This is a genomic window from Enterobacter cloacae complex sp. 418I7, assembly GCF_050030705.1.
Taxonomy (GTDB): Bacteria; Pseudomonadota; Gammaproteobacteria; order Enterobacterales; family Enterobacteriaceae; genus Enterobacter; species Enterobacter intestinihominis.
Genome location: NZ_JBLGUU010000001.1, coordinates 2,766,588 through 2,784,631 on the forward strand (window position 1 = coordinate 2,766,588; position 18,044 = coordinate 2,784,631).

Annotated in this window: 18 protein-coding genes; 6 read left to right on the forward strand and 12 right to left on the reverse strand. The window is 55.9% G+C overall.

Annotated elements, in window-relative coordinates:
- Positions 1–1,773, reverse strand: coding sequence for an aspartate--tRNA ligase (aspS, locus tag ACQG0S_RS13425; RefSeq protein ID WP_023300446.1), 1,773 nt, complete (start codon positions 1,771–1,773; stop codon positions 1–3).
- A gap of 263 nt (positions 1,774–2,036) precedes the next feature.
- On the opposite strand from aspS, the gene ACQG0S_RS13430 reads away from it, so the two are divergent.
- Genes ACQG0S_RS13430 through cmoB form a run of 5 tightly spaced genes read left to right on the forward strand, consistent with a single transcriptional unit; the run spans position 2,037 to position 5,617 of the window.
- Positions 2,037–2,603 carry a hydrolase gene (locus tag ACQG0S_RS13430; RefSeq protein WP_023300447.1) on the forward strand — a complete coding sequence of 189 codons (567 nt, stop codon included), beginning with the start codon at positions 2,037–2,039 and terminating at the stop codon, positions 2,601–2,603.
- Positions 2,600–3,418, forward strand: a complete 819-nt coding sequence (locus tag ACQG0S_RS13435) for a DUF72 domain-containing protein (protein WP_063137649.1) — start codon at positions 2,600–2,602, stop codon at positions 3,416–3,418. The genes ACQG0S_RS13430 and ACQG0S_RS13435 overlap by 4 nt, the downstream gene beginning before the upstream one ends.
- Positions 3,419–3,469: 51 nt before the next feature.
- The gene (locus tag ACQG0S_RS13440) at positions 3,470–3,865 is read left to right on the forward strand and encodes an MAPEG family protein (RefSeq protein WP_003859737.1); all 396 of its coding nucleotides are present in this window, start codon (positions 3,470–3,472) and stop codon (positions 3,863–3,865) included.
- Positions 3,866–3,905: 40 nt separating this feature from the next.
- Positions 3,906–4,649, forward strand: coding sequence for a carboxy-S-adenosyl-L-methionine synthase CmoA (gene cmoA / locus ACQG0S_RS13445; RefSeq protein WP_048965809.1), 744 nt, complete (start codon positions 3,906–3,908; stop codon positions 4,647–4,649).
- Entirely contained in the window at positions 4,646–5,617 is a 972-nt protein-coding gene (gene cmoB / locus ACQG0S_RS13450; RefSeq protein WP_015570275.1) for a tRNA 5-methoxyuridine(34)/uridine 5-oxyacetic acid(34) synthase CmoB, read from the forward strand. Before cmoA ends, cmoB begins: the two co-directional genes overlap by 4 nt.
- 198 nt (positions 5,618–5,815) lie before the next feature.
- On the opposite strand, the gene cutC is transcribed toward cmoB, so the two are convergent.
- Positions 5,816–6,559, reverse strand: coding sequence for a copper homeostasis protein CutC (gene cutC / locus ACQG0S_RS13455; protein WP_032622415.1), 744 nt, complete (start codon positions 6,557–6,559; stop codon positions 5,816–5,818).
- Positions 6,560–6,637: 78 nt separating this feature from the next.
- Positions 6,638–7,198, reverse strand: a complete 561-nt coding sequence (locus ACQG0S_RS13460; protein WP_048966692.1) for a VOC family protein — start codon at positions 7,196–7,198, stop codon at positions 6,638–6,640.
- 238 nt (positions 7,199–7,436) lie between these two features.
- Between ACQG0S_RS13460 and argS the strand changes: the two genes are divergently transcribed.
- A complete protein-coding gene (gene argS, locus ACQG0S_RS13465) occupies positions 7,437–9,170 on the forward strand; it encodes an arginine--tRNA ligase (protein WP_169441217.1) in 1,734 nt (577 codons plus the stop codon).
- 45 nt (positions 9,171–9,215) lie between these two features.
- Here the strand turns inward: argS and ACQG0S_RS13470 are convergent, their stop codons facing one another.
- From ACQG0S_RS13470 to cheY, 9 genes are all read right to left on the reverse strand, one after another.
- Entirely contained in the window at positions 9,216–9,656 is a 441-nt protein-coding gene (locus tag ACQG0S_RS13470; protein WP_022648495.1) for a DUF3421 domain-containing protein, read from the reverse strand.
- Positions 9,657–9,701: 45 nt separating this feature from the next.
- Positions 9,702–9,992 (reverse strand): hypothetical protein, encoded by a 291-nt coding sequence (locus ACQG0S_RS13475; protein ID WP_032624037.1) that lies wholly within the window; start codon positions 9,990–9,992, stop codon positions 9,702–9,704.
- Between the two features lie 244 nt (positions 9,993–10,236).
- Complete coding sequence (locus tag ACQG0S_RS13480; protein WP_063137706.1) at positions 10,237–11,376, reverse strand: glycoside hydrolase family 88/105 protein; 1,140 nt, start codon at positions 11,374–11,376, stop codon at positions 10,237–10,239.
- A 4-nt stretch (positions 11,377–11,380) separates the two neighbouring features.
- Complete coding sequence (locus tag ACQG0S_RS13485) at positions 11,381–12,964, reverse strand: MFS transporter (protein ID WP_063137651.1); 1,584 nt, start codon at positions 12,962–12,964, stop codon at positions 11,381–11,383.
- A gap of 261 nt (positions 12,965–13,225) precedes the next feature.
- Positions 13,226–13,618 (reverse strand): flagellar protein FlhE, encoded by a 393-nt coding sequence (gene flhE, locus ACQG0S_RS13490; RefSeq protein WP_048966690.1) that lies wholly within the window; start codon positions 13,616–13,618, stop codon positions 13,226–13,228.
- Positions 13,618–15,696, reverse strand: coding sequence for a flagellar biosynthesis protein FlhA (flhA, locus tag ACQG0S_RS13495; RefSeq protein ID WP_003859723.1), 2,079 nt, complete (start codon positions 15,694–15,696; stop codon positions 13,618–13,620). The genes flhE and flhA overlap by 1 nt, the downstream gene beginning before the upstream one ends.
- The gene (gene flhB, locus ACQG0S_RS13500) at positions 15,689–16,837 is read right to left on the reverse strand and encodes a flagellar biosynthesis protein FlhB (RefSeq protein WP_022648500.1); all 1,149 of its coding nucleotides are present in this window, start codon (positions 16,835–16,837) and stop codon (positions 15,689–15,691) included. The genes flhA and flhB overlap by 8 nt, the downstream gene beginning before the upstream one ends.
- A 149-nt stretch (positions 16,838–16,986) precedes the next feature.
- A complete protein-coding gene (cheZ, locus tag ACQG0S_RS13505; RefSeq protein WP_022648501.1) occupies positions 16,987–17,631 on the reverse strand; it encodes a protein phosphatase CheZ in 645 nt (214 codons plus the stop codon).
- Between the two features lie 10 nt (positions 17,632–17,641).
- On the reverse strand, positions 17,642–18,031 hold the full coding sequence (gene cheY / locus ACQG0S_RS13510; RefSeq protein ID WP_000763862.1) for a chemotaxis response regulator CheY: 390 nt from the start codon (positions 18,029–18,031) through the stop codon (positions 17,642–17,644).
- Positions 18,032–18,044 lie beyond the last annotated feature (13 nt).

The following is an 18,044-nucleotide window of genomic DNA, read 5'->3' on the forward strand; positions in this document are numbered from 1 at the left end:
TCAGTTTTTCTCTTCCTTCTTCACCACCTCAATGCCCAGCTCAGCCAGCGCGGCCGGGTTGGCAAAGCTTGGCGCTTCAGTCATCAGACACGCCGCTGCGGTGGTTTTCGGGAAGGCGATAACATCACGGATGTTGTCGGTGCCGGTCAGCAGCATGGTCAGACGGTCAAGACCAAAGGCCAGACCCGCGTGCGGAGGCGTACCGTATTTCAGGGCGTCCAGCAGGAAGCCAAACTTCTCGCGCTGCTCCTGCTCGTTAATGCCCAGAATGCCGAACACGGTCTGCTGCATTTCACCGCTGTGAATACGCACGGAGCCGCCGCCCACTTCGTAGCCGTTGATAACCATATCGTAGGCATTCGCTACCGCATCTTCCGGAGCAGCCTTCAGTTCCGCCGCCGTCATGTCTTTTGGCGAGGTGAACGGGTGGTGCATCGCGGTCAGGCCGCCTTCACCGTCGTCTTCAAACATCGGGAAGTCGATCACCCACAGCGGCGCCCATTTGCTTTCATCGGTCAGGTTCAGGTCTTTGCCGAGCTTCAGACGCAGCGCGCCCATCGCATCCGCAACGACTTTCTTGTTGTCTGCGCCGAAGAAGATCATGTCGCCGTCCTGCGCGCCGGTGCGCTCCAGAATAGCTTCCACGATGTCCGCATTCAGGAATTTCGCAACAGGGCTGGTAATGCCTTCCAGACCTTTAGCACGCTCGGTTACTTTAATATAGGCCAGACCTTTCGCACCGTAGATCTTGATGAAGTTGCCGTAGTCGTCAATCTGCTTACGGCTCAGCGCAGCACCGCCCGGTACGCGCAGGGCAGCCACGCGGCCTTTCGGATCGTTAGCCGGACCAGCAAAGACCGCAAACTCAACGGCTTTCACCAGGTCTGCCACGTCCACCAGCTCCATTGGGTTACGCAGGTCTGGTTTGTCGGAGCCGTAGCGACGCTCGGCTTCCGCGAAGGTCATGATTGGGAAATCGCCCAGCTCAACGCCTTTCACGTCGTTCCACAGGCTACGCACCAGGGCTTCCATCACCTCACGCACCTGCTCGGCGGTCATGAAGGAGGTTTCCACATCGATCTGGGTAAATTCTGGCTGACGGTCTGCACGCAGATCTTCATCGCGGAAGCATTTCACGATCTGATAGTAGCGGTCGAAGCCGGACATCATCAGCAGCTGCTTGAACAGCTGTGGTGACTGTGGCAGCGCGTAGAATTTGCCTTTATGGACGCGGGATGGCACCAGGTAGTCGCGCGCGCCTTCCGGCGTGGCTTTGGTCAGCATCGGAGTTTCAATATCGAGGAAACCGTGGTCATCCATAAAGCGACGCACCAGGCTGGTGATTTTCGCACGGGTTTTCAGGCGCTGAGCCATCTCCGGGCGACGCAGATCCAGGTAGCGGTATTTAAGACGCGCTTCTTCGGTGTTGACGTGGTTGGAGTCCAGCGGCAACGCTTCTGCGCGATTGATAATCACCAGATCGGACGCCAGCACTTCGATAGCACCGGTCGCCATATCGGCGTTGATGTTTTTCTCGTCACGCGCACGCACGGTGCCCGTCACCTGAATGCAGAACTCATTACGCAGCTCAGAGGCCAGCTTCAACGCATCAGCGCGATCCGGATCGAAGAACACCTGAACGATACCTTCGCGGTCACGCATATCAATAAAGATAAGGCTACCAAGATCGCGACGACGATTGACCCAACCACACAGGGTGACCTGCTGCCCGACGTGGGACTGACGCAGCTGCCCGCAATATTCTGTACGCATGAGATATCCCTTAATTAGCCGCAGGCTGATTGTCGCCTGTCTTACAGGCTACGATGTCGCAGCTTTCTGTATGTCACAACTGGATGAAAAAAGGCGGCTATTATACTGGAAATTCTGCCGCACGATAAGAGCGAAGCACGGCCTGACGCGTGTTTGCTGTGCTCTTATTGTCTATTCTCACAAAAATTAACAAAATTATCCGACCGATAACAGGCCAACCCGTCGTAAGGTGTAAAAAAGCAATTAATTTTACTGGAGTGACAATGTTAACGCTTGATGCCACCAAAACCGCCCTTGTGGTCATTGATTTACAGGAAGGGATCCTGCCTTTTGCCGGTGGTCCACACACCGCTGACGATGTTGTAAGCCGTGCTGCGCGTCTGGCGGAAAAATGCCGGGCCAGCGGTGCGCCTGTCGTCATGGTGCGCGTCGGCTGGTCCACTGATTTCGCCGAAGCGCTAAAGCAGCCGGTTGATGCTCAGGCCCCGGCGCATGCGCTGCCGGACAACTGGTGGACATACCCGGTCTCACTCGGTAAACGCGACAGCGATGTAGAAGTCACCAAACGCCAGTGGGGCGCATTCTATGGCACTGACCTGGAGCTCCAGCTGCGCCGTCGCGGGATAGACACTATTATTCTGTGCGGGATCTCCACCAACATCGGTGTGGAATCCACCGCCCGTAACGCCTGGGAGCTGGGCTTTAATCTGGTGATAGCGGAAGATGCGTGCAGCGCAGCCTCTGCGGATCAGCATCAGGGCAGCATGACCCATATCTTCCCGCGTATTGGTCGCGTGCGCAGCACGGATGAGATCCTCAGCGCGCTATGATGTACGTGGGTTTGCCCCAGTGGTCGCACCCGAAATGGGTGCGCCTGGGTATTACTGGCCTTGAAGAGTATGCCCGACACTTTAACTGCGTGGAGGGCAATACCACGCTGTACGCTCTGCCACGCACGGAGATCGTCGAGCGCTGGCGCGAGCAAACCACCGACGATTTCCGCTTTTGCTTCAAATTTCCGGCAACCATCTCCCACAACGCCGCACTGCGAAACTGCGATGATTTAACCCACGAGTTTTTCACCCGGATGTCGCCCCTGGCAAACCGTGTTGGCCAGTACTGGCTCCAGCTTCCCGCCACGTTCAGCCCGCGCGATCTACAAGCCCTCTGGCAGTTTCTCGACGCCCTGCCCCACGATTTCACGTACGGTGTGGAGGTGAGGCATCCAGATTTCTTTGCCAAAGGCGACGCGGAGAAAGCGCTGAATCGCGGCCTGCATGAACGATCGGTCAACCGCGTGATCCTCGACAGCCGCCCCGTGCACAGCGCAATCCCGCACAGCGAAGCCGTTGTTGATGCCCAGCGCAAAAAACCGAAAGTACCGGTTCATGCCATTGTTACCGCGCAGAACCCGATGGTCCGGTTTATCGGCAGCGATAACATGCAACAGAATGAGGAGATGTTCGCCGTCTGGCTGCAAACGCTCGCGAAATGGGAGCAAACCACCACCCCGTACCTGTTTTTACATACGCCGGATATTGCCCAGGCACCTGAACTGGTCGATTCTCTCTGGCAGGCCTTGCAGCAGGCGGTTCCGTCGGTTGGCCCCGCGCCGTCCATCCCACAACAATCTTCTCTTTTCTGAAATCACCCCCTATCATAGAGACGTGCCATCTGCCAAAAACAGGGAGTTAGTATGGTCAGCGCGCTGTATGCGGTGTTAGGTGCATTACTGCTGATTAAATTTTCATTTGATGTTGTGCGCCTGAGAATGCAGTACCGCGTCTCCTACGGTGACGGGGGCTTTTCTGAGCTGCAAAGCGCAATCCGAATCCACGGCAACGCGGTCGAGTACATTCCCGTCGCGTTAATTTTACTGCTGTTAATGGAGATGGATGGCGCTGAAACCTGGATGGTGCACGTCTGTGGGCTGCTGCTGATTGCAGGGCGTTTGATGCATTATTATGGTTTTCACCACCGCCTGATCCGCTGGCGTCGTTCCGGCATGAGCGCGACCTGGTGCTCGCTTTTGCTGATGGTGCTGGCTAACCTTTGGTATATGCCGTGGGAGTTGGTTTTCTCCTTCCATTAGCGCACAATATGCCCCTTTATTTTTCCCGGATTTTTACGTTATGTCAGATCGCGACACGCTTTTTTCCGCGCCTATCGCCAGCCTGGGCGACTGGACCTTTGATGAACGGGTAGCCGAAGTCTTCCCGGATATGATCCAGCGCTCTGTTCCCGGTTATTCCAATATCATCTCCATGATCGGCATGCTGGCGGAGCGTTTCGTTCAACCCGGCACGCAGGTCTATGACCTGGGCTGTTCGCTGGGAGCGGCAACGCTGTCCATTCGTCGTAACGTTCATCACGATGGCTGCAAGATTGTGGCTGTCGATAACTCACCGGCCATGGTTGAACGCTGCCGTCGCCACATTGACGCGTATAAAGCCCCTACGCCTGTGGAGGTGGTGGAAGGCGATATCCGCGATATCGACATCCAGAACGCCTCGATGGTGGTCCTGAACTTTACCCTTCAGTTCCTGGTGCCGGACGATCGTCAGCGGTTGCTGGATAAAATTTATCAGGGCCTCAACCCGGGCGGCGCGCTGGTGTTGTCTGAGAAATTCAGCTTTGAAGACGCCAGCGTGGGCGAACTGCTGTTCAATATGCACCATGATTTCAAGCGTGCAAACGGCTACAGCGAGCTGGAGATCAGCCAGAAGCGCAGCATGCTTGAAAACGTCATGCTGACGGATTCCGTTGAAACACACAAAGCGCGCCTGCGCAAAGCCGGATTTGAACACAGCGAACTGTGGTTCCAGTGCTTTAACTTTGGTTCTCTGGTGGCGCTGAAAGCCGGAGACGCAGCATGATCGAGTTCGGTAATTTCTATCAGCTGATTGCCAAAAACCACCTATCCCACTGGCTGGAAACCCTGCCTGCGCAAATTGCCACCTGGCAGCGCGATCAGCAGCATGGTCTGTTGAAGCAGTGGTCCAACGCCGTGGAGTTTCTGCCTGAACTGACGCCTCATCGTCTGGATTTACTGCACAGCGTGACGGCGGAGAGCGAAGAGCCGCTCCCGGCCGGGCAGATCAACCGCATCGAAACGCTGATGCGTAACCTGATGCCGTGGCGCAAAGGGCCGTTCTCGCTGTACGGCGTGAACATCAATACCGAATGGCGCTCAGACTGGAAGTGGGATCGCGTTCTGCCGCATTTATCCGACCTGACCGGGCGCACCATTCTGGACGTGGGCTGCGGTAGCGGCTATCACATGTGGCGCATGATCGGCGCAGGCGCGCATCTGGCCGTCGGTATCGATCCGATGCAGCTGTTCCTGTGCCAGTTTGAAGCGGTGCGAAAGCTGCTGGGTAACGACCAGCGCGCGCACCTGCTGCCGCTGGGTATCGAGCAACTCCCTGCTCTGAAAGCCTTTGATACCGTGTTCTCGATGGGCGTGCTGTACCACCGTCGTTCCCCGCTGGAGCATCTCTGGCAACTGAAAGATCAGCTGGTCAGCGGCGGTGAGCTGGTGCTGGAAACGCTGGTCATCGAAGGGGATGAACATGCCGTTCTGGTGCCAGGCGATCGCTATGCGCAGATGCGCAACGTTTACTTCATCCCTTCCGCGCTGGCGCTGAAGAACTGGCTGGAGAAATGTGGGTTTGTCGATGTACGCATCGCCGATGTGTGCGTGACGTCGGTTGAGGAACAGCGTCGCACCGACTGGATGATCACCGAATCGCTGGAGCAGTTCCTCGACCCGGACGATCACAGTAAAACCATCGAAGGCTATCCGGCCCCGATGCGTGCGGTATTGATTGCGACCAAGCCGTAGTATTTATCCCCTCACCCCGGCCCTCTCCCCAAAGGGGCGAGGGTGAAAAGACCGCACCGTGCAGTTCCCTCTCCCCTGTGGGGAGAGGGTTAGGGTGAGGGGCAAGAATAAAAAAAGGCCCCTGTTGAAATTGCAGGGGCCTGGTACAAGCAAGCATCATATTGGGCGACATGATGCGCGGTAAAAATCGGTACGTTGCTACACGTGATGACGTTCAATCAGCGATTTCATTTCCGCAACCGACTCTCCATCCACACCGTAGCGCGAGTACTCATCCGCTTCAGCATCCGTCGACATTGACAACCCTGTATTGCGATAACGCATGGGTGAAGGTATCCATTTACCCGCCGAGCTGTGTAGCTCTTCCACCCCTGCGTTTAAAAACAGTTCCAGATTGCTGGCGCGTACTCCTGCGCCCGCCATGATTATTGGAACACCGGAATGTACTTTTAGTTCCGTAATTAATTTCAGTCCTTTTTCAGCCGAGGGCTGCTGGCCCGACGTCAGAACGCGCGCCACGCCCAGTTCTGCCAGCGTATCAAAGGCTTGTATCGGATCCTGACACATATCGAACGCACGATGAAAAGTGACCGCCATTCCCTGGGCTGCACGCATGACCTGGCGCATACGCGAAAGATCGATGTTTCCGTCTTCGTCCAGCACACCGATCACCAGGCCCGGAAAACCGGAATCACGGACGAGGGCGATATCCTCAAGCATGGCACTGAACTCACCCGCCGTATAACAAAAATCACCGCCGCGCGGGCGAATAATCGGGTGCACCGGAATGGTGATGGCCTGACGGGCTGATTTCAGCACGCCAAAGGACGGGGTTAATCCCCCTTCTTTCGGTGCCGCGCAAAGCTCGATGCGATCGGCCCCCTGCCGTTGCGCAGTGACGGCACACTCCACGCTGTAACAACAAATTTCCAGCAGCGCCATGTCATCCTCCTTAAATTTCACTCAACGTACCATCGTGGCACGTTGCCCGATTCGTGTCTGGATCGACGCTCACAGTGCTTACGCTTCGCTGGCGACGATCTGCTCAATAGTCCAGGGATGGAATTTCACCGTCACGCTGCCGTCCGTTACGGCAAGCGTAGGGTTCGGTAAGCGTTCGCGCTCACCTTTTGGCGAGCTGGTTTTGACGAAAATACCCGGCTGGCTTAACCCCTCGTCGGAAAGCAGCGCCAGCGCACGGGCGTTCAGCGTCTCGGGCTCCCCAGGCAGAACAATTTCGATATGCTCCCAGCCTTCGTGCGGATAACGCTTCTCTCCTGGCCAGGGCAGTTCCACAACGGTGAATTGCCAGTGCGCCACCATAACCGGCGCGTGAAGTTTGAACAGGCAAATCGGGCGACCGTTAATGATATTCTCTGACAGCAGTTCTCCGCACTGCTCAAAGCCACGCCGCCAGCGTTCTGCGGTGGCATTCTGGTGGCAGCGCAAAGAGATGTGATCGGCCTCAAGCGGCGCGATATCCAGCCCGAGACGGGTGGCAAGTTCTGTGAACGCCTGGGTGAAGCGCGGTAAATCTGCGGAAATATCATGCAGTTCGTCAATGGTGTGCCAGTTCGCCATAGGTCAGTCTCGTTTCGTGTCGCAAAGCCGCTAATTTACTCTGTTGATCTCTGTCGACCAACCGCAGAATCACGGTTTTTTTGACTGCATGATTATGCATACCGTCTTCGCCTGGATTCTGAGCGATCTTCGCCCCCCGCAGGGCTGACGCCCGAGGCCATTTGCAGTATACTCCCGCCCTAAATTCTTAAACTGGCGTGGGTGTTTTTTACCCGCATCAAAAACGTAAGGTATCCAGGTGAATATTCAGGCTCTTCTCTCAGAAAAAGTCAGTCAGGCACTGATTGCCGCAGGTGCGCCTGCGGATTGCGAACCACAGGTTCGTCAGTCAGCGAAAGTACAGTTTGGCGACTATCAGGCTAATGGCGTGATGGCAGTGGCTAAAAAACTGGGCATGCCGCCGCGACAGCTCGCTGAGCAGGTACTGACGCATCTGGATCTCACCGGCATCGCCAGCAAAACCGAAATCGCCGGTCCGGGCTTTATCAACATTTTCCTTGAGCCTGCGTTCCTGGCAAGCCACGTTGACGCGGCGCTGAAATCTGACCGTCTGGGCGTGGCTCAGCCAGAAGCGCAGACCGTGGTGGTTGACTACTCCGCGCCAAACGTGGCGAAGGAGATGCACGTCGGTCACCTGCGCTCCACCATTATCGGTGATGCGGCCGTGCGTACCCTGGAGTTCCTCGGTCACAAGGTGATCCGCGCTAACCACGTAGGCGACTGGGGCACGCAGTTCGGTATGCTGATCGCATATCTGGAAAAACAGCAGCAGGAAAACGCAGGCGAAATGGCGCTGGCAGACCTGGAAGGTTTCTACCGTGAAGCCAAAAAACACTACGACGAAGACGAAGCCTTTGCCGAGCGCGCGCGCAGCTACGTGGTGAAACTTCAAGGCGGCGATCCGTACTTCCTCGAGATGTGGCGCAAGCTGGTGGACATCACCATGTCCCAGAACCAGCTTACCTATAACCGTCTGAACGTGACCCTGACCCGCGACGACGTAATGGGTGAAAGCCTGTATAACCCGATGCTGCCGGGCATTGTGGCGGACCTGAAAGCCAAAAACCTGGCGGTGGAAAGCGAAGGCGCAACGGTAGTATTCCTTGATGAGTATAAAAACAAGGAAGGCGAACCGATGGGCGTGATCGTCCAGAAAAAGGATGGCGGCTATCTCTACACCACCACCGATATCGCCTGTGCGAAATACCGTTACGAAACCCTGCATGCAGACCGCGTGCTGTATTACATCGACTCCCGTCAGCACCAGCACCTGATGCAGGCGTGGACTATCGTGCGTAAAGCGGGTTATGTGCCGGATTCCGTGCCGCTGGAACACCACATGTTCGGCATGATGCTGGGTAAAGACGGTAAGCCGTTCAAAACCCGTGCAGGCGGCACCGTGAAGCTCTCCGATCTGCTGGATGAAGCGCTGGAGCGCGCCCGTCGCCTGGTGTCCGAGAAGAACCCGGATATGCCTGCTGACGAGCTGGAGAAACTGGCTAACGCGGTTGGGATCGGTGCGGTAAAATACGCGGATCTCTCCAAGAACCGTACCACCGACTATATCTTCGACTGGGACAACATGCTGGCGTTTGAAGGCAACACGGCGCCATACATGCAGTACGCTTACACCCGCGTACTCTCCGTCTTCCGTAAAGCCAGTATTGACGAAAGCGTGCTGGCGAACGCCACGGTGACCCTTACCGAAGACCGTGAAGCACAGCTGGCTGCCCGCCTGCTTCAGTTCGAAGAGACGCTCTCTGTGGTCGCGCGCGACGGTACGCCGCACGTTATGTGTGCTTACCTTTACGATCTGGCCGGTCTGTTCTCTGGCTTCTACGAACACTGCCCTATCCTGACCGCCGAGAGCGAAGCGGTGCGTAACAGCCGCCTGAAGCTGGCGCAGCTGACGGCGAAGACCCTGAAACTGGGTCTGGATACCCTGGGTATCGAAACCATAGAACGTATGTAAAAAAGAAACCCGGCGGTTGCCGGGTTTTTTTATAAATGAACGCCATCAGTCGTGAACGAGTACCTGGAAGGTATCTAATTCATACTCTCTGCCGTTATAGCCGATGCAGCAACCTCTGCTGAGGTGACTTCCAGCTTTACCCACAAAGAGACCGTTATCGAATTTTGCGCGGGCAACGTAGAGCTTAGTGCCATTGGCTTCATGTCCCGCCTCAACCATATTCGGTGGGAAATGTTTATCCTTAACGTCTACCCATTTTAAAGCGCCCACGTAAACTTCAAATTCATTACAAAAGTGCTCTCTTCCTCCCCATGGGACCCATGCCGTATTGCCGAACACCCATTTCCCCGGATGAATCCCACCATTCACTTTTGCGCGAATAATAAACAATGGAGATGGTCCTTTGATACCAGGAACACCTATTTCATAACCTGCTACAGGCGCGTCCAATGGGATAAACTCATCTCTTTTCGCTGATTTCCACATAATGATGTCCTTTTCAGTCTAAATAATTATCCGTAGTTAAAATCATTAAAACTCAGAAATTGAATGAATGGCAAAGTCATTATTCAGGCTTTGAAAAATAATCACCTTAACCAGTGATTTTTCCGGGCCTTCCGCATGGATAAAACGGCGAAGCGCAATAAAGGTATGGAACTGGCCAGCCACCAGCTGGCTTCCGACATACAGTAGTGGGAAATAACCCGCACCATCAATATCCTTGAAAACCGTGTCGAACATATTGATATGTTCTTCAGACATTTTATCAGCATGCATATTTACAGCAGGGTTAACGATAATACCGCCCATTGTATTTTCCATTGCATCACTCCTTGTATGAATATTAGAAGAATCTTAACGCAGATAAAAAATAGGATAAATACGGATTGTGTTTTGTGAAGAAAATCACGATTTAATACTAAGCGCAACGTATTTCCAGCCTAGTATTCACCCCATCAATATATAACACGCCTGATATTGATAGCGTAAGGTATTTTCCCGGTACCATTATAAAAAAAGCCTCTTCTAAAAGAGGCTTTGCAGTAATGAGATTATTACTCAGGTATTAAAAATATTTCCGTAAATATTCCGTCAGACACAGAATCGCCATTGCCTGGCCATACGGCATCGAGGTCAGCGGTATCTGGCGGTAAAACGCCAGATCGCTGCCCATCCCCGTCCCGAAGGACGTTTGCAGCAGTTCCCCTTCCGGCGAGATGTTTTGCACGATACCGCGGATCGCTTTCTCCGCCTCCTCTGCATACTCTGCGCCGACATACCGCTTGCGCACGGCTTTCAGAATGCCGTAGGCAAACCCTGCCGTGGCCGACGCCTCCAGATAAGAATCAGGATCGTCCAGCAGCGTATGCCACAATCCACTCTCATCCTGACATTTTGCCAGTGCGGCGATCTGCGCATTTAGCACCTGCACCAGATAGCGACGAACGGCGTTGTTTTCTGGCAGATCCACCAATTCGAGGAAATCCGGGATCACGATGGTCAGCCAGCTGTTGCCGCGCGCCCAGCGGGCCCGGGCAAAGTTGTGATTGCCGTCGTAATTCCAGCCGTGGAACCACAGCCCCGTCTCACGATCCATCAGGTTCTGTACGTGGAGCAGGAACTGATAGATCGCCTCCTCGACGTACTCCGGCTTGTTAAGCAGCTTGCCGATTTTCGCCAGCGGCAGCACCGTCATCATCAGCGTGTCATCCCACATCTGCTGATGGTTCTCTTCCGCCAGTGTGATGTGCTGCATGCCGCCATGTTCGGTGCGCGGCATCTCATTCATCGCCCATTCCGCCCAGCTTTCCAGCCACGGCAACCAGGCCGGGTTTTTGGTCTCTTCGTAGCGATACGCCAGTGTCAGGAACGGCGACATGGTATTCACGTTTTTGGTGGTTGCGCCTTCTGCGAAACGGTCATTAAACCAGCTGTCGATAATCTCGCGCATGCCTGCGTCACCGGTCTGGCAGTAATACTGCCAGATACCGTACAAACCAACGCCGTGCGTCCATTCCCATCCGGCCCAGCCTTTGGTGTCGATTACGCGCCCGTCGTCCAGCCGCAGCAAAAACTCACCCGTTTTGTCGTGGATATTGACCAGATTATGCGTCACCTTTTGAATCAGCGATTTCAGTTCATCCCTGGCGATAAAGCGCTCAGGCTGACGCAGTAACGGGCTATGTTTGACAGGCCAAACTTTCATCATCTTAACCTCTGTTGTATGTCGAATTCAGTACCGCACGATCCTTCAGCGAAGGGGCCGCCGGCTTGTTGCGATTCAGGTAACCGATATTGTTGTTGCCCCACAGGGATTCATACGGCATACCGGCCAGCATCTCCACGGTGGCGCGGGCCTGCGGGGTCGCCGCCTCCGGCATCGCATGGCCGGACTCGCGCATTTTCGCGGTCTCTTCACGCAGGGTGCTGTGGGTCTGCAAATTGAGTTTGAAGCGCAGGGAGACCAGGAAGCCGCAGAACAGTACCAGAATGGTGCCGACGCTCAGGATCATCAGGATAGTGTGGCTCACTTCCGCAGGCTGCACTTTTTGACCGCTGACAAAGCCAGACATCTGCATCACGATCCCCACCAGCATTACCGCACCGGCCTGGGACGCTTTACGGGTCAGCGTCATGATGCCCGCGAAGATCCCTTCACGACGCTGACCGGTGATCACTTCGTCCACGTCAGCAATGTAGGTGTAGGTATTCCACGGTACGTAGTTAATACCCCCGCGGCCAAGACCGGCAACCGCAGAGATCAGCAGCAGCAGAGCGTAAACGTCGCTCAGACCCGCGTAATAAAGCACCGCGTAAGAGAGCGAGGCCAGGCCAAACAGCACGACCACCATGCGGTAAGACGGCGCAGGTCCGAAGCGAATGCACAGCGGGATCATGCCAATCACGGCGAGGAACTGGAAGATGGCCATCGTGCCCAGCAGGTTGGACGCCATGGATGCTTCCTGCATCAGCACAAACACCACGTAATAGGTGAATACGGCGTTGAACACATCCTGGGCAATATAGCCGCCGAGATACATGCCCAGATGCTGGCGGAAAATCTTGATACGCAGCGTCGAACTTAATTCGACAAAAAGACGGTTCAGGCTCTGTCCCAGGGTCAGCTTTTTTTTCTCTTCTTCAGCGCGCAGGGCTGCTTCAGACCACTCTTCCCGCGGACGCTCCCAGGTGAAGAACCAGACGAAAGCAAGCATCAGCGCGCAAAGTACGGAGAAGACCAGGCTTGCATAGAAGAAGGAGATCGCGTTGTCTTTGCCGAAATGCGTGAGCAGGATCCCCGGCAGAAAGGAGGCCAGAATGGCTGACATCTGGGCCATGGAGATACGCGCCCCGGAGAATTTGGTTTTTTGTTTGAAATCGTCAGTCATTTCCGGCACCAGCGTTTCATACGGCACCAGAATCATGGTGTAAACAATATCAAAGATCAGATACGTCAGCAGGTAATACCAGAAACTCATGTCCCCTACCCACATCAGCGAGTAGCTGAAAACGCAGGGAATACCGAGCAGGATGAAGAACTTACGCCGGCCAAAACGCTTACCCAGCCAGGTGGTACCAAAATTATCGGTTAAAAAGCCCATTAACGGACTGACAACCGCATCCAGCACCCTTGCGGCGGCGAAGATAAAGGTTGCTTCAATCGGTGTGAGTCCACAGAAGGTCGTATAAAAATACAAAAGCCAGGCGGCCGTCAGGGCGGTAGTCCCCGCTCCGAGGAAGTCCCCTGAACCGTAAGCAAGATAATTTGCGAGTCCAATTTTACGTGTTTTCATTGCCGTCAACCCTAATCAGTTTTGGGAGACTCCCTGTAAGCAAACCTCGTCCGGGAGTTTTTACACGGCTACAGTAAAAGTATCGACCTGGTGAAACCTTTCTGTTTCTGCCATCACAGGGTGGTGAATGGCAAAAATGCAAAGAGTGTCAATACGCGTGTCACTGATTTATAAAACAGCGTTTCTTTTGTATCAAAAGGGAAGGTCAATTTTGCGAGCCAGCCTTCAGAAATGCCTGAAGACTGGCGAAAAGGCGGGCAGTTAGCGGTAGTTGACGAGCACCTCGTTGCGCTGAACCTTCAGCGCCGGGATCAGACGTCCACCGCCTGGCACTTCCCAGATAAAGCGTAAAGGTTCCTGAGCAGACACCCCGTTGAAGGCCTGGGTGATGCCACTTTGGCCCTCGATTTCCGCGCAGCGGGTCAGCGAGCACAGCCGCACCCGCAACCCGGCCGGTGTGGGTCCCGTCAGGGTGTAATTCCAGGCCACCAGCGTCATCTGCCCGGAGACGGGCTCAGAGGCTGACAGCGGACGGGAGGAGATCGACTCCCCCCGATGGTTGAGCGTTAAGCCGATACTGCTGGCCTGCCATGCCCCCTCGCCTGCGGCCTGCACCGCCAGTGGGAAAAATAAGATCCACAGCCACTTACGCATTATTTCCCTCCTATGGTCGCCGTCATGCGAATATTGCGGTTATCGGACAGCTCCATATTCGACAGCACCACCAGCTGGTTCAGGCTCCGGCGCAGGAAGCGCGACAGCAGCGGACGCAGCGCATGATTCACCAGCAGCACCGGCGGCGCGCCCAGCATCTCCTGACGCGCCAGCGCCTCCTGGGTTTGCGCCAGCAATCTGTCCGCCAGACCCGGCTCCAGCCCGCCACCGCCCTGTAGGGCCTGAAGCAGCAGACGTTCCAGCGGCGTGTCCAGGCCAATCACCTGCACTTCGCCGGTTCCCGGGAACCATTGCTGGGTTATGGCGCGCCCGAGCGCCACGCGCACCACCGCCGTCAGCTCATGTGGATCGCTCTGGAGCGGCGCATGCTCGGCCAGTGTTTCCAGAATGGTGCGCATATCGCGGATCGGCACCTTCTCATCAAGCAGATTTTGCAGCACTTTGTGCAGGGTGGTTAAGGTAAGCACGCCCGGCACCAAATCTTCGGTTAGCTTTGGCATCTCCTGCGTTACGCGGTCAAGCAGCTGCTGCGCCTCCTGACGTCCAAACAGTTCCGCGGAGAACTGGCCAATCAGATGGTTGAGGTGCGTCGCGACCACGGTACTGGCCTCAACAACCGTGTAACCCTGGATCTGCGCCTGCTCTTTCAGGGCGCTCTCAATCCAGATGGCCGCCAGACCAAAGGCCGGGTCGGTCGTCTGCTCACCCGGCAACGTGCCTGCGGCAGTGCCCGGGTTAATCGCCAGCCAGCGGCCGGGGTACGCATCACCGCTGCCGATTTCCACCCCTTTCATCAGGATGCGGTAGCGGGCGGGCGGGAGATCCATATTGTCCCGGATATGCACCACCGGCGGCAGGAAGCCCATGTCCTGGGCGAATTTTTTACGAATGCTGCGGATACGGCCAAGCAGTTCGCCATCCTGCTGGAAATCCACCATCGGGATCAGGCGGTACCCCACTTCCATCCCCAGCGAATCTTCGAGCTGAACGTCGTTCCAGGTGGCTTCCACCGCCTGGGTGTTCTCAGGCATTTTGACCGGCGCTGGCTCTGCCTTAGGCTGAGTTTCGCGGCCACGCATCCACCAGGCAAGGCCCAGCAGCGCGGCAGTGAACAGCAGGAATACCAGGTTTGGCATGCCCGGCACCATACCGAGCAGGCCCAGTACCGCCGCGGAGAGCAGCATAACGCGCGGGTTGCTGAACAACTGCCCCACCATCTGCTCGCCTACATCCTGATCGGTGCTGACGCGGGTCACAATTACGCCCGCCGCGGTGGAGATCACCAGTGCCGGGATCTGTGCCACCAGACCATCACCAATGGTCAGCAGCGTATAGCTTTCCGCTGCGTGGCCCATGTCCATGCCGTGTTGCAGCACGCCGACCAGCAGGCCGCCGACGACGTTAATCACCATGATCAGAATGCCCGCGATGGCGTCACCGCGCACAAACTTACTCGCACCGTCCATGGAGCCGTAGAAATCTGCCTCCTGGGTCACTTCGGCACGGCGTTTTTTTGCTTCATCTTCCGCAATCAGCCCGGCATTCAGGTCGGCGTCGATTGCCATCTGCTTGCCCGGCATCCCGTCGAGCACGAAGCGCGCGCCCACTTCTGCGATACGCCCCGCCCCTTTAGTGATAACCATGAAGTTGATAATCACCAGAATGACGAACACCACGATACCGATGGCGAAGTTGCCGCCCACCAGGAAGTGACCGAAGGCTTCGACCACCTTGCCCGCCGCCGCCGCGCCGGTGTGCCCTTCCATCAGGATGATACGCGTGGAGGCAACGTTCAGCGCGAGGCGCAGCAGCGTGGTGAACAGCAGGATCGTTGGAAACGCGGCGAACTCCAGCGTGCGCTGGGTGAACATCGCCACCAGCAGCACCATGATGGACAACGCAATGTTGAAGGTGAAAAGCAGGTCGAGGATAAATGCCGGTAACGGCAGCACCATCATCGACAGAATTAGCAGGATCAGAATCGGTCCGGCAAGGATCTGCCATTGCGTCGATTTCAGGTTGCCGGGCAGGCGCAACATTGCCACCAGATTAGCCATCAGTGTCCTTCTCGTTCAAAAAATCCAGTGCTTCAGGCACCGGAAGGTTCTCAGGTTTTACAGGTCGTTGACCGCCCGCTAAACGCCAGCGTTTCAGTTGCCACACCCAGGCCAGCACCTCTGCGACAGCGGCGTAGAGCTGGCCCGGGATCTGTTGTCCAATTTCCGCGTGGCGATACAGCGCACGGGCTAATGGCGGTGCTTCAAGGATCGGTACGCGGTTTTCCGTCGCGATTTCACGAATGCGCAGCGCAATCAGCCCGGCCCCTTTCGCCACCACTTTCGGTGCGCTCATTTTGTTTTCGTCGTACTGAAGCGCCACGGAGTAGTGGGTCGGGTTAGTGACAATCACATCGGCTTTCGGCACATCTTCCATCATGCGACGACGCGCGGCAGCACGTTGCATCTGGCGGATACGGCCCTTGACGTGCGGGTCGCCTTCCATCTGTTTATATTCATCGCGAATATCCTGACGCGACATTCGCAGCTTCTTGATATGGGAAAAGATCTGGAAGATAACGTCGAACGCCACCATCGGAATAATGCTGAGAACCACCAGCAGCGAGCCTAATCCGACCAGGTTCAGGGCATTCTTCATCGCCGTCATGGGGGATTCACTGATCAGACGCATCATCTCCGGCCAGTGGTGCCACAGAAAAAACCCGGCAGCACTGCCCATAAGAAGCGATTTCAGGATCGCTTTAAGAAGCTCAGCCCCGGTTTGAGCTGAAAACATTTTCGCAATACCGGGTAGCGGGTTGAGCTTCGAGAATTTTGGTTGCAGCGATTTACCGCTGAACACCAGGCCACCGAGCATGACCGGCGAAACAAGAGCCACGATGACCACCCCGGCAATCAACGGCAGCAGAGCGATCATGGCGCTTTTTACCAGGTTGATGATCTGAATGAGGATCAGATTGGGGTCATTGACCATGCTGTGATCAAAACGTAAGCCAGCAGAGAGCATTCCCGCCAGTCTGCGGGCAAGCATCTCCCCGCCCCACCAGATTATGCAGACGCCCACCACCAGGATCAGCAGGGAGGTCAGCTCTCGGGATCGGGGGATCTGCCCATCCTCACGGGCTTTTTCAAGTCGGTGGGGTGTGGGGGCTTCTGTTTTGTCGTCGTTCTCTTCTGCCACTGTGCCTGCTCGCAGCCCATTAATTCACGGGTATCATGCCAGCGCAGAGAAAATCCAATGGCGGGAAAAGCCCGTTTATTCGGGCTCTTTTCGCTGTTTTTGTTCTGAACAACCTCAGGCCGCGTTCACAGCCTGAGGCAGAAAGGCAATCAGAAACCAAGACTGTCCAGCAGATCGTCCACCTGATCCTGGCTTGCCACCACGCCCGCTTTGCTGGTGTCAAGCTGTGGACCATTGAGCAGGCTTTCGTTCTCGCGTTTCGGACGGGCAGCCGGTTCCGGAATATTTTCCAGCAGCACCATCAACAGCTGACGTTCAATCTCCTGAATCACATCCATCATGCGCTTGATCACCTGGCCGGTGAGGTCCTGGAAATCCTGCGCCATCATGATGTCCAGCAGTTGCGCATTGGTGAAGCTGGTGTGCCCTGGCACATCGCCCAGGAACTGACGGGTGTCCGTTACCAGTTCGCGGGCATCCGCCAGCTCAATGGGGTTCTCAAACCACTCATCCCAGCGTTGGGTCAGCGCTTTCGCCCCCTTCTCCATCGCATCCTGGTGCGGCTGTGACGCCTCAACGCTGTTCAGCGCTCGCTCGGCCGCCTGCGCGGTCATCTGCACCACGTAGTCCAGACGGTCGCGCGCGTCGGGGATGGCTTCCGCCGCTTCGGCGATAGCCTGGTCCAGCCCCAGCTCACGGAGGCTGTCGCGCAGCATGCGGGTCAGGCTACCAATACGGGCAATAATGTCGCTCGGCGAATGTTCTTCAACGGGTTTCATAGCAGGTTGCAACATTTCCATCACCTCACATGCCGAGTTTCTCGAAGATCTTCCCGAGCTTCTCTTCCAGAGTCGCCGCGGTGAATGGCTTCACCACGTAGCCGCTTGCGCCCGCCTGTGCAGCGGCAATAATGTTCTCTTTCTTCGCTTCTGCGGTCACCATCAGCACCGGCAGAGAGGCCATGCCTGCATCTGCGCGGATGGTTTTTAGCAGTTCGAGACCGTCCATGTTCGGCATGTTCCAGTCGGAAATCACAAAACCAAACCCGCCAGCCTGGAGTTTGTTCAGCGCATCCACCCCGTCTTCTGCTTCTTCAACGTTGTTGAAGCCTAGCTCTTTTAGCAGGTTGCGCACAATGCGACGCATGGTGGAAAAGTCATCCACAACCAAAAACTTAAGCTCTTTATCCGCCATAAAATAATACTCC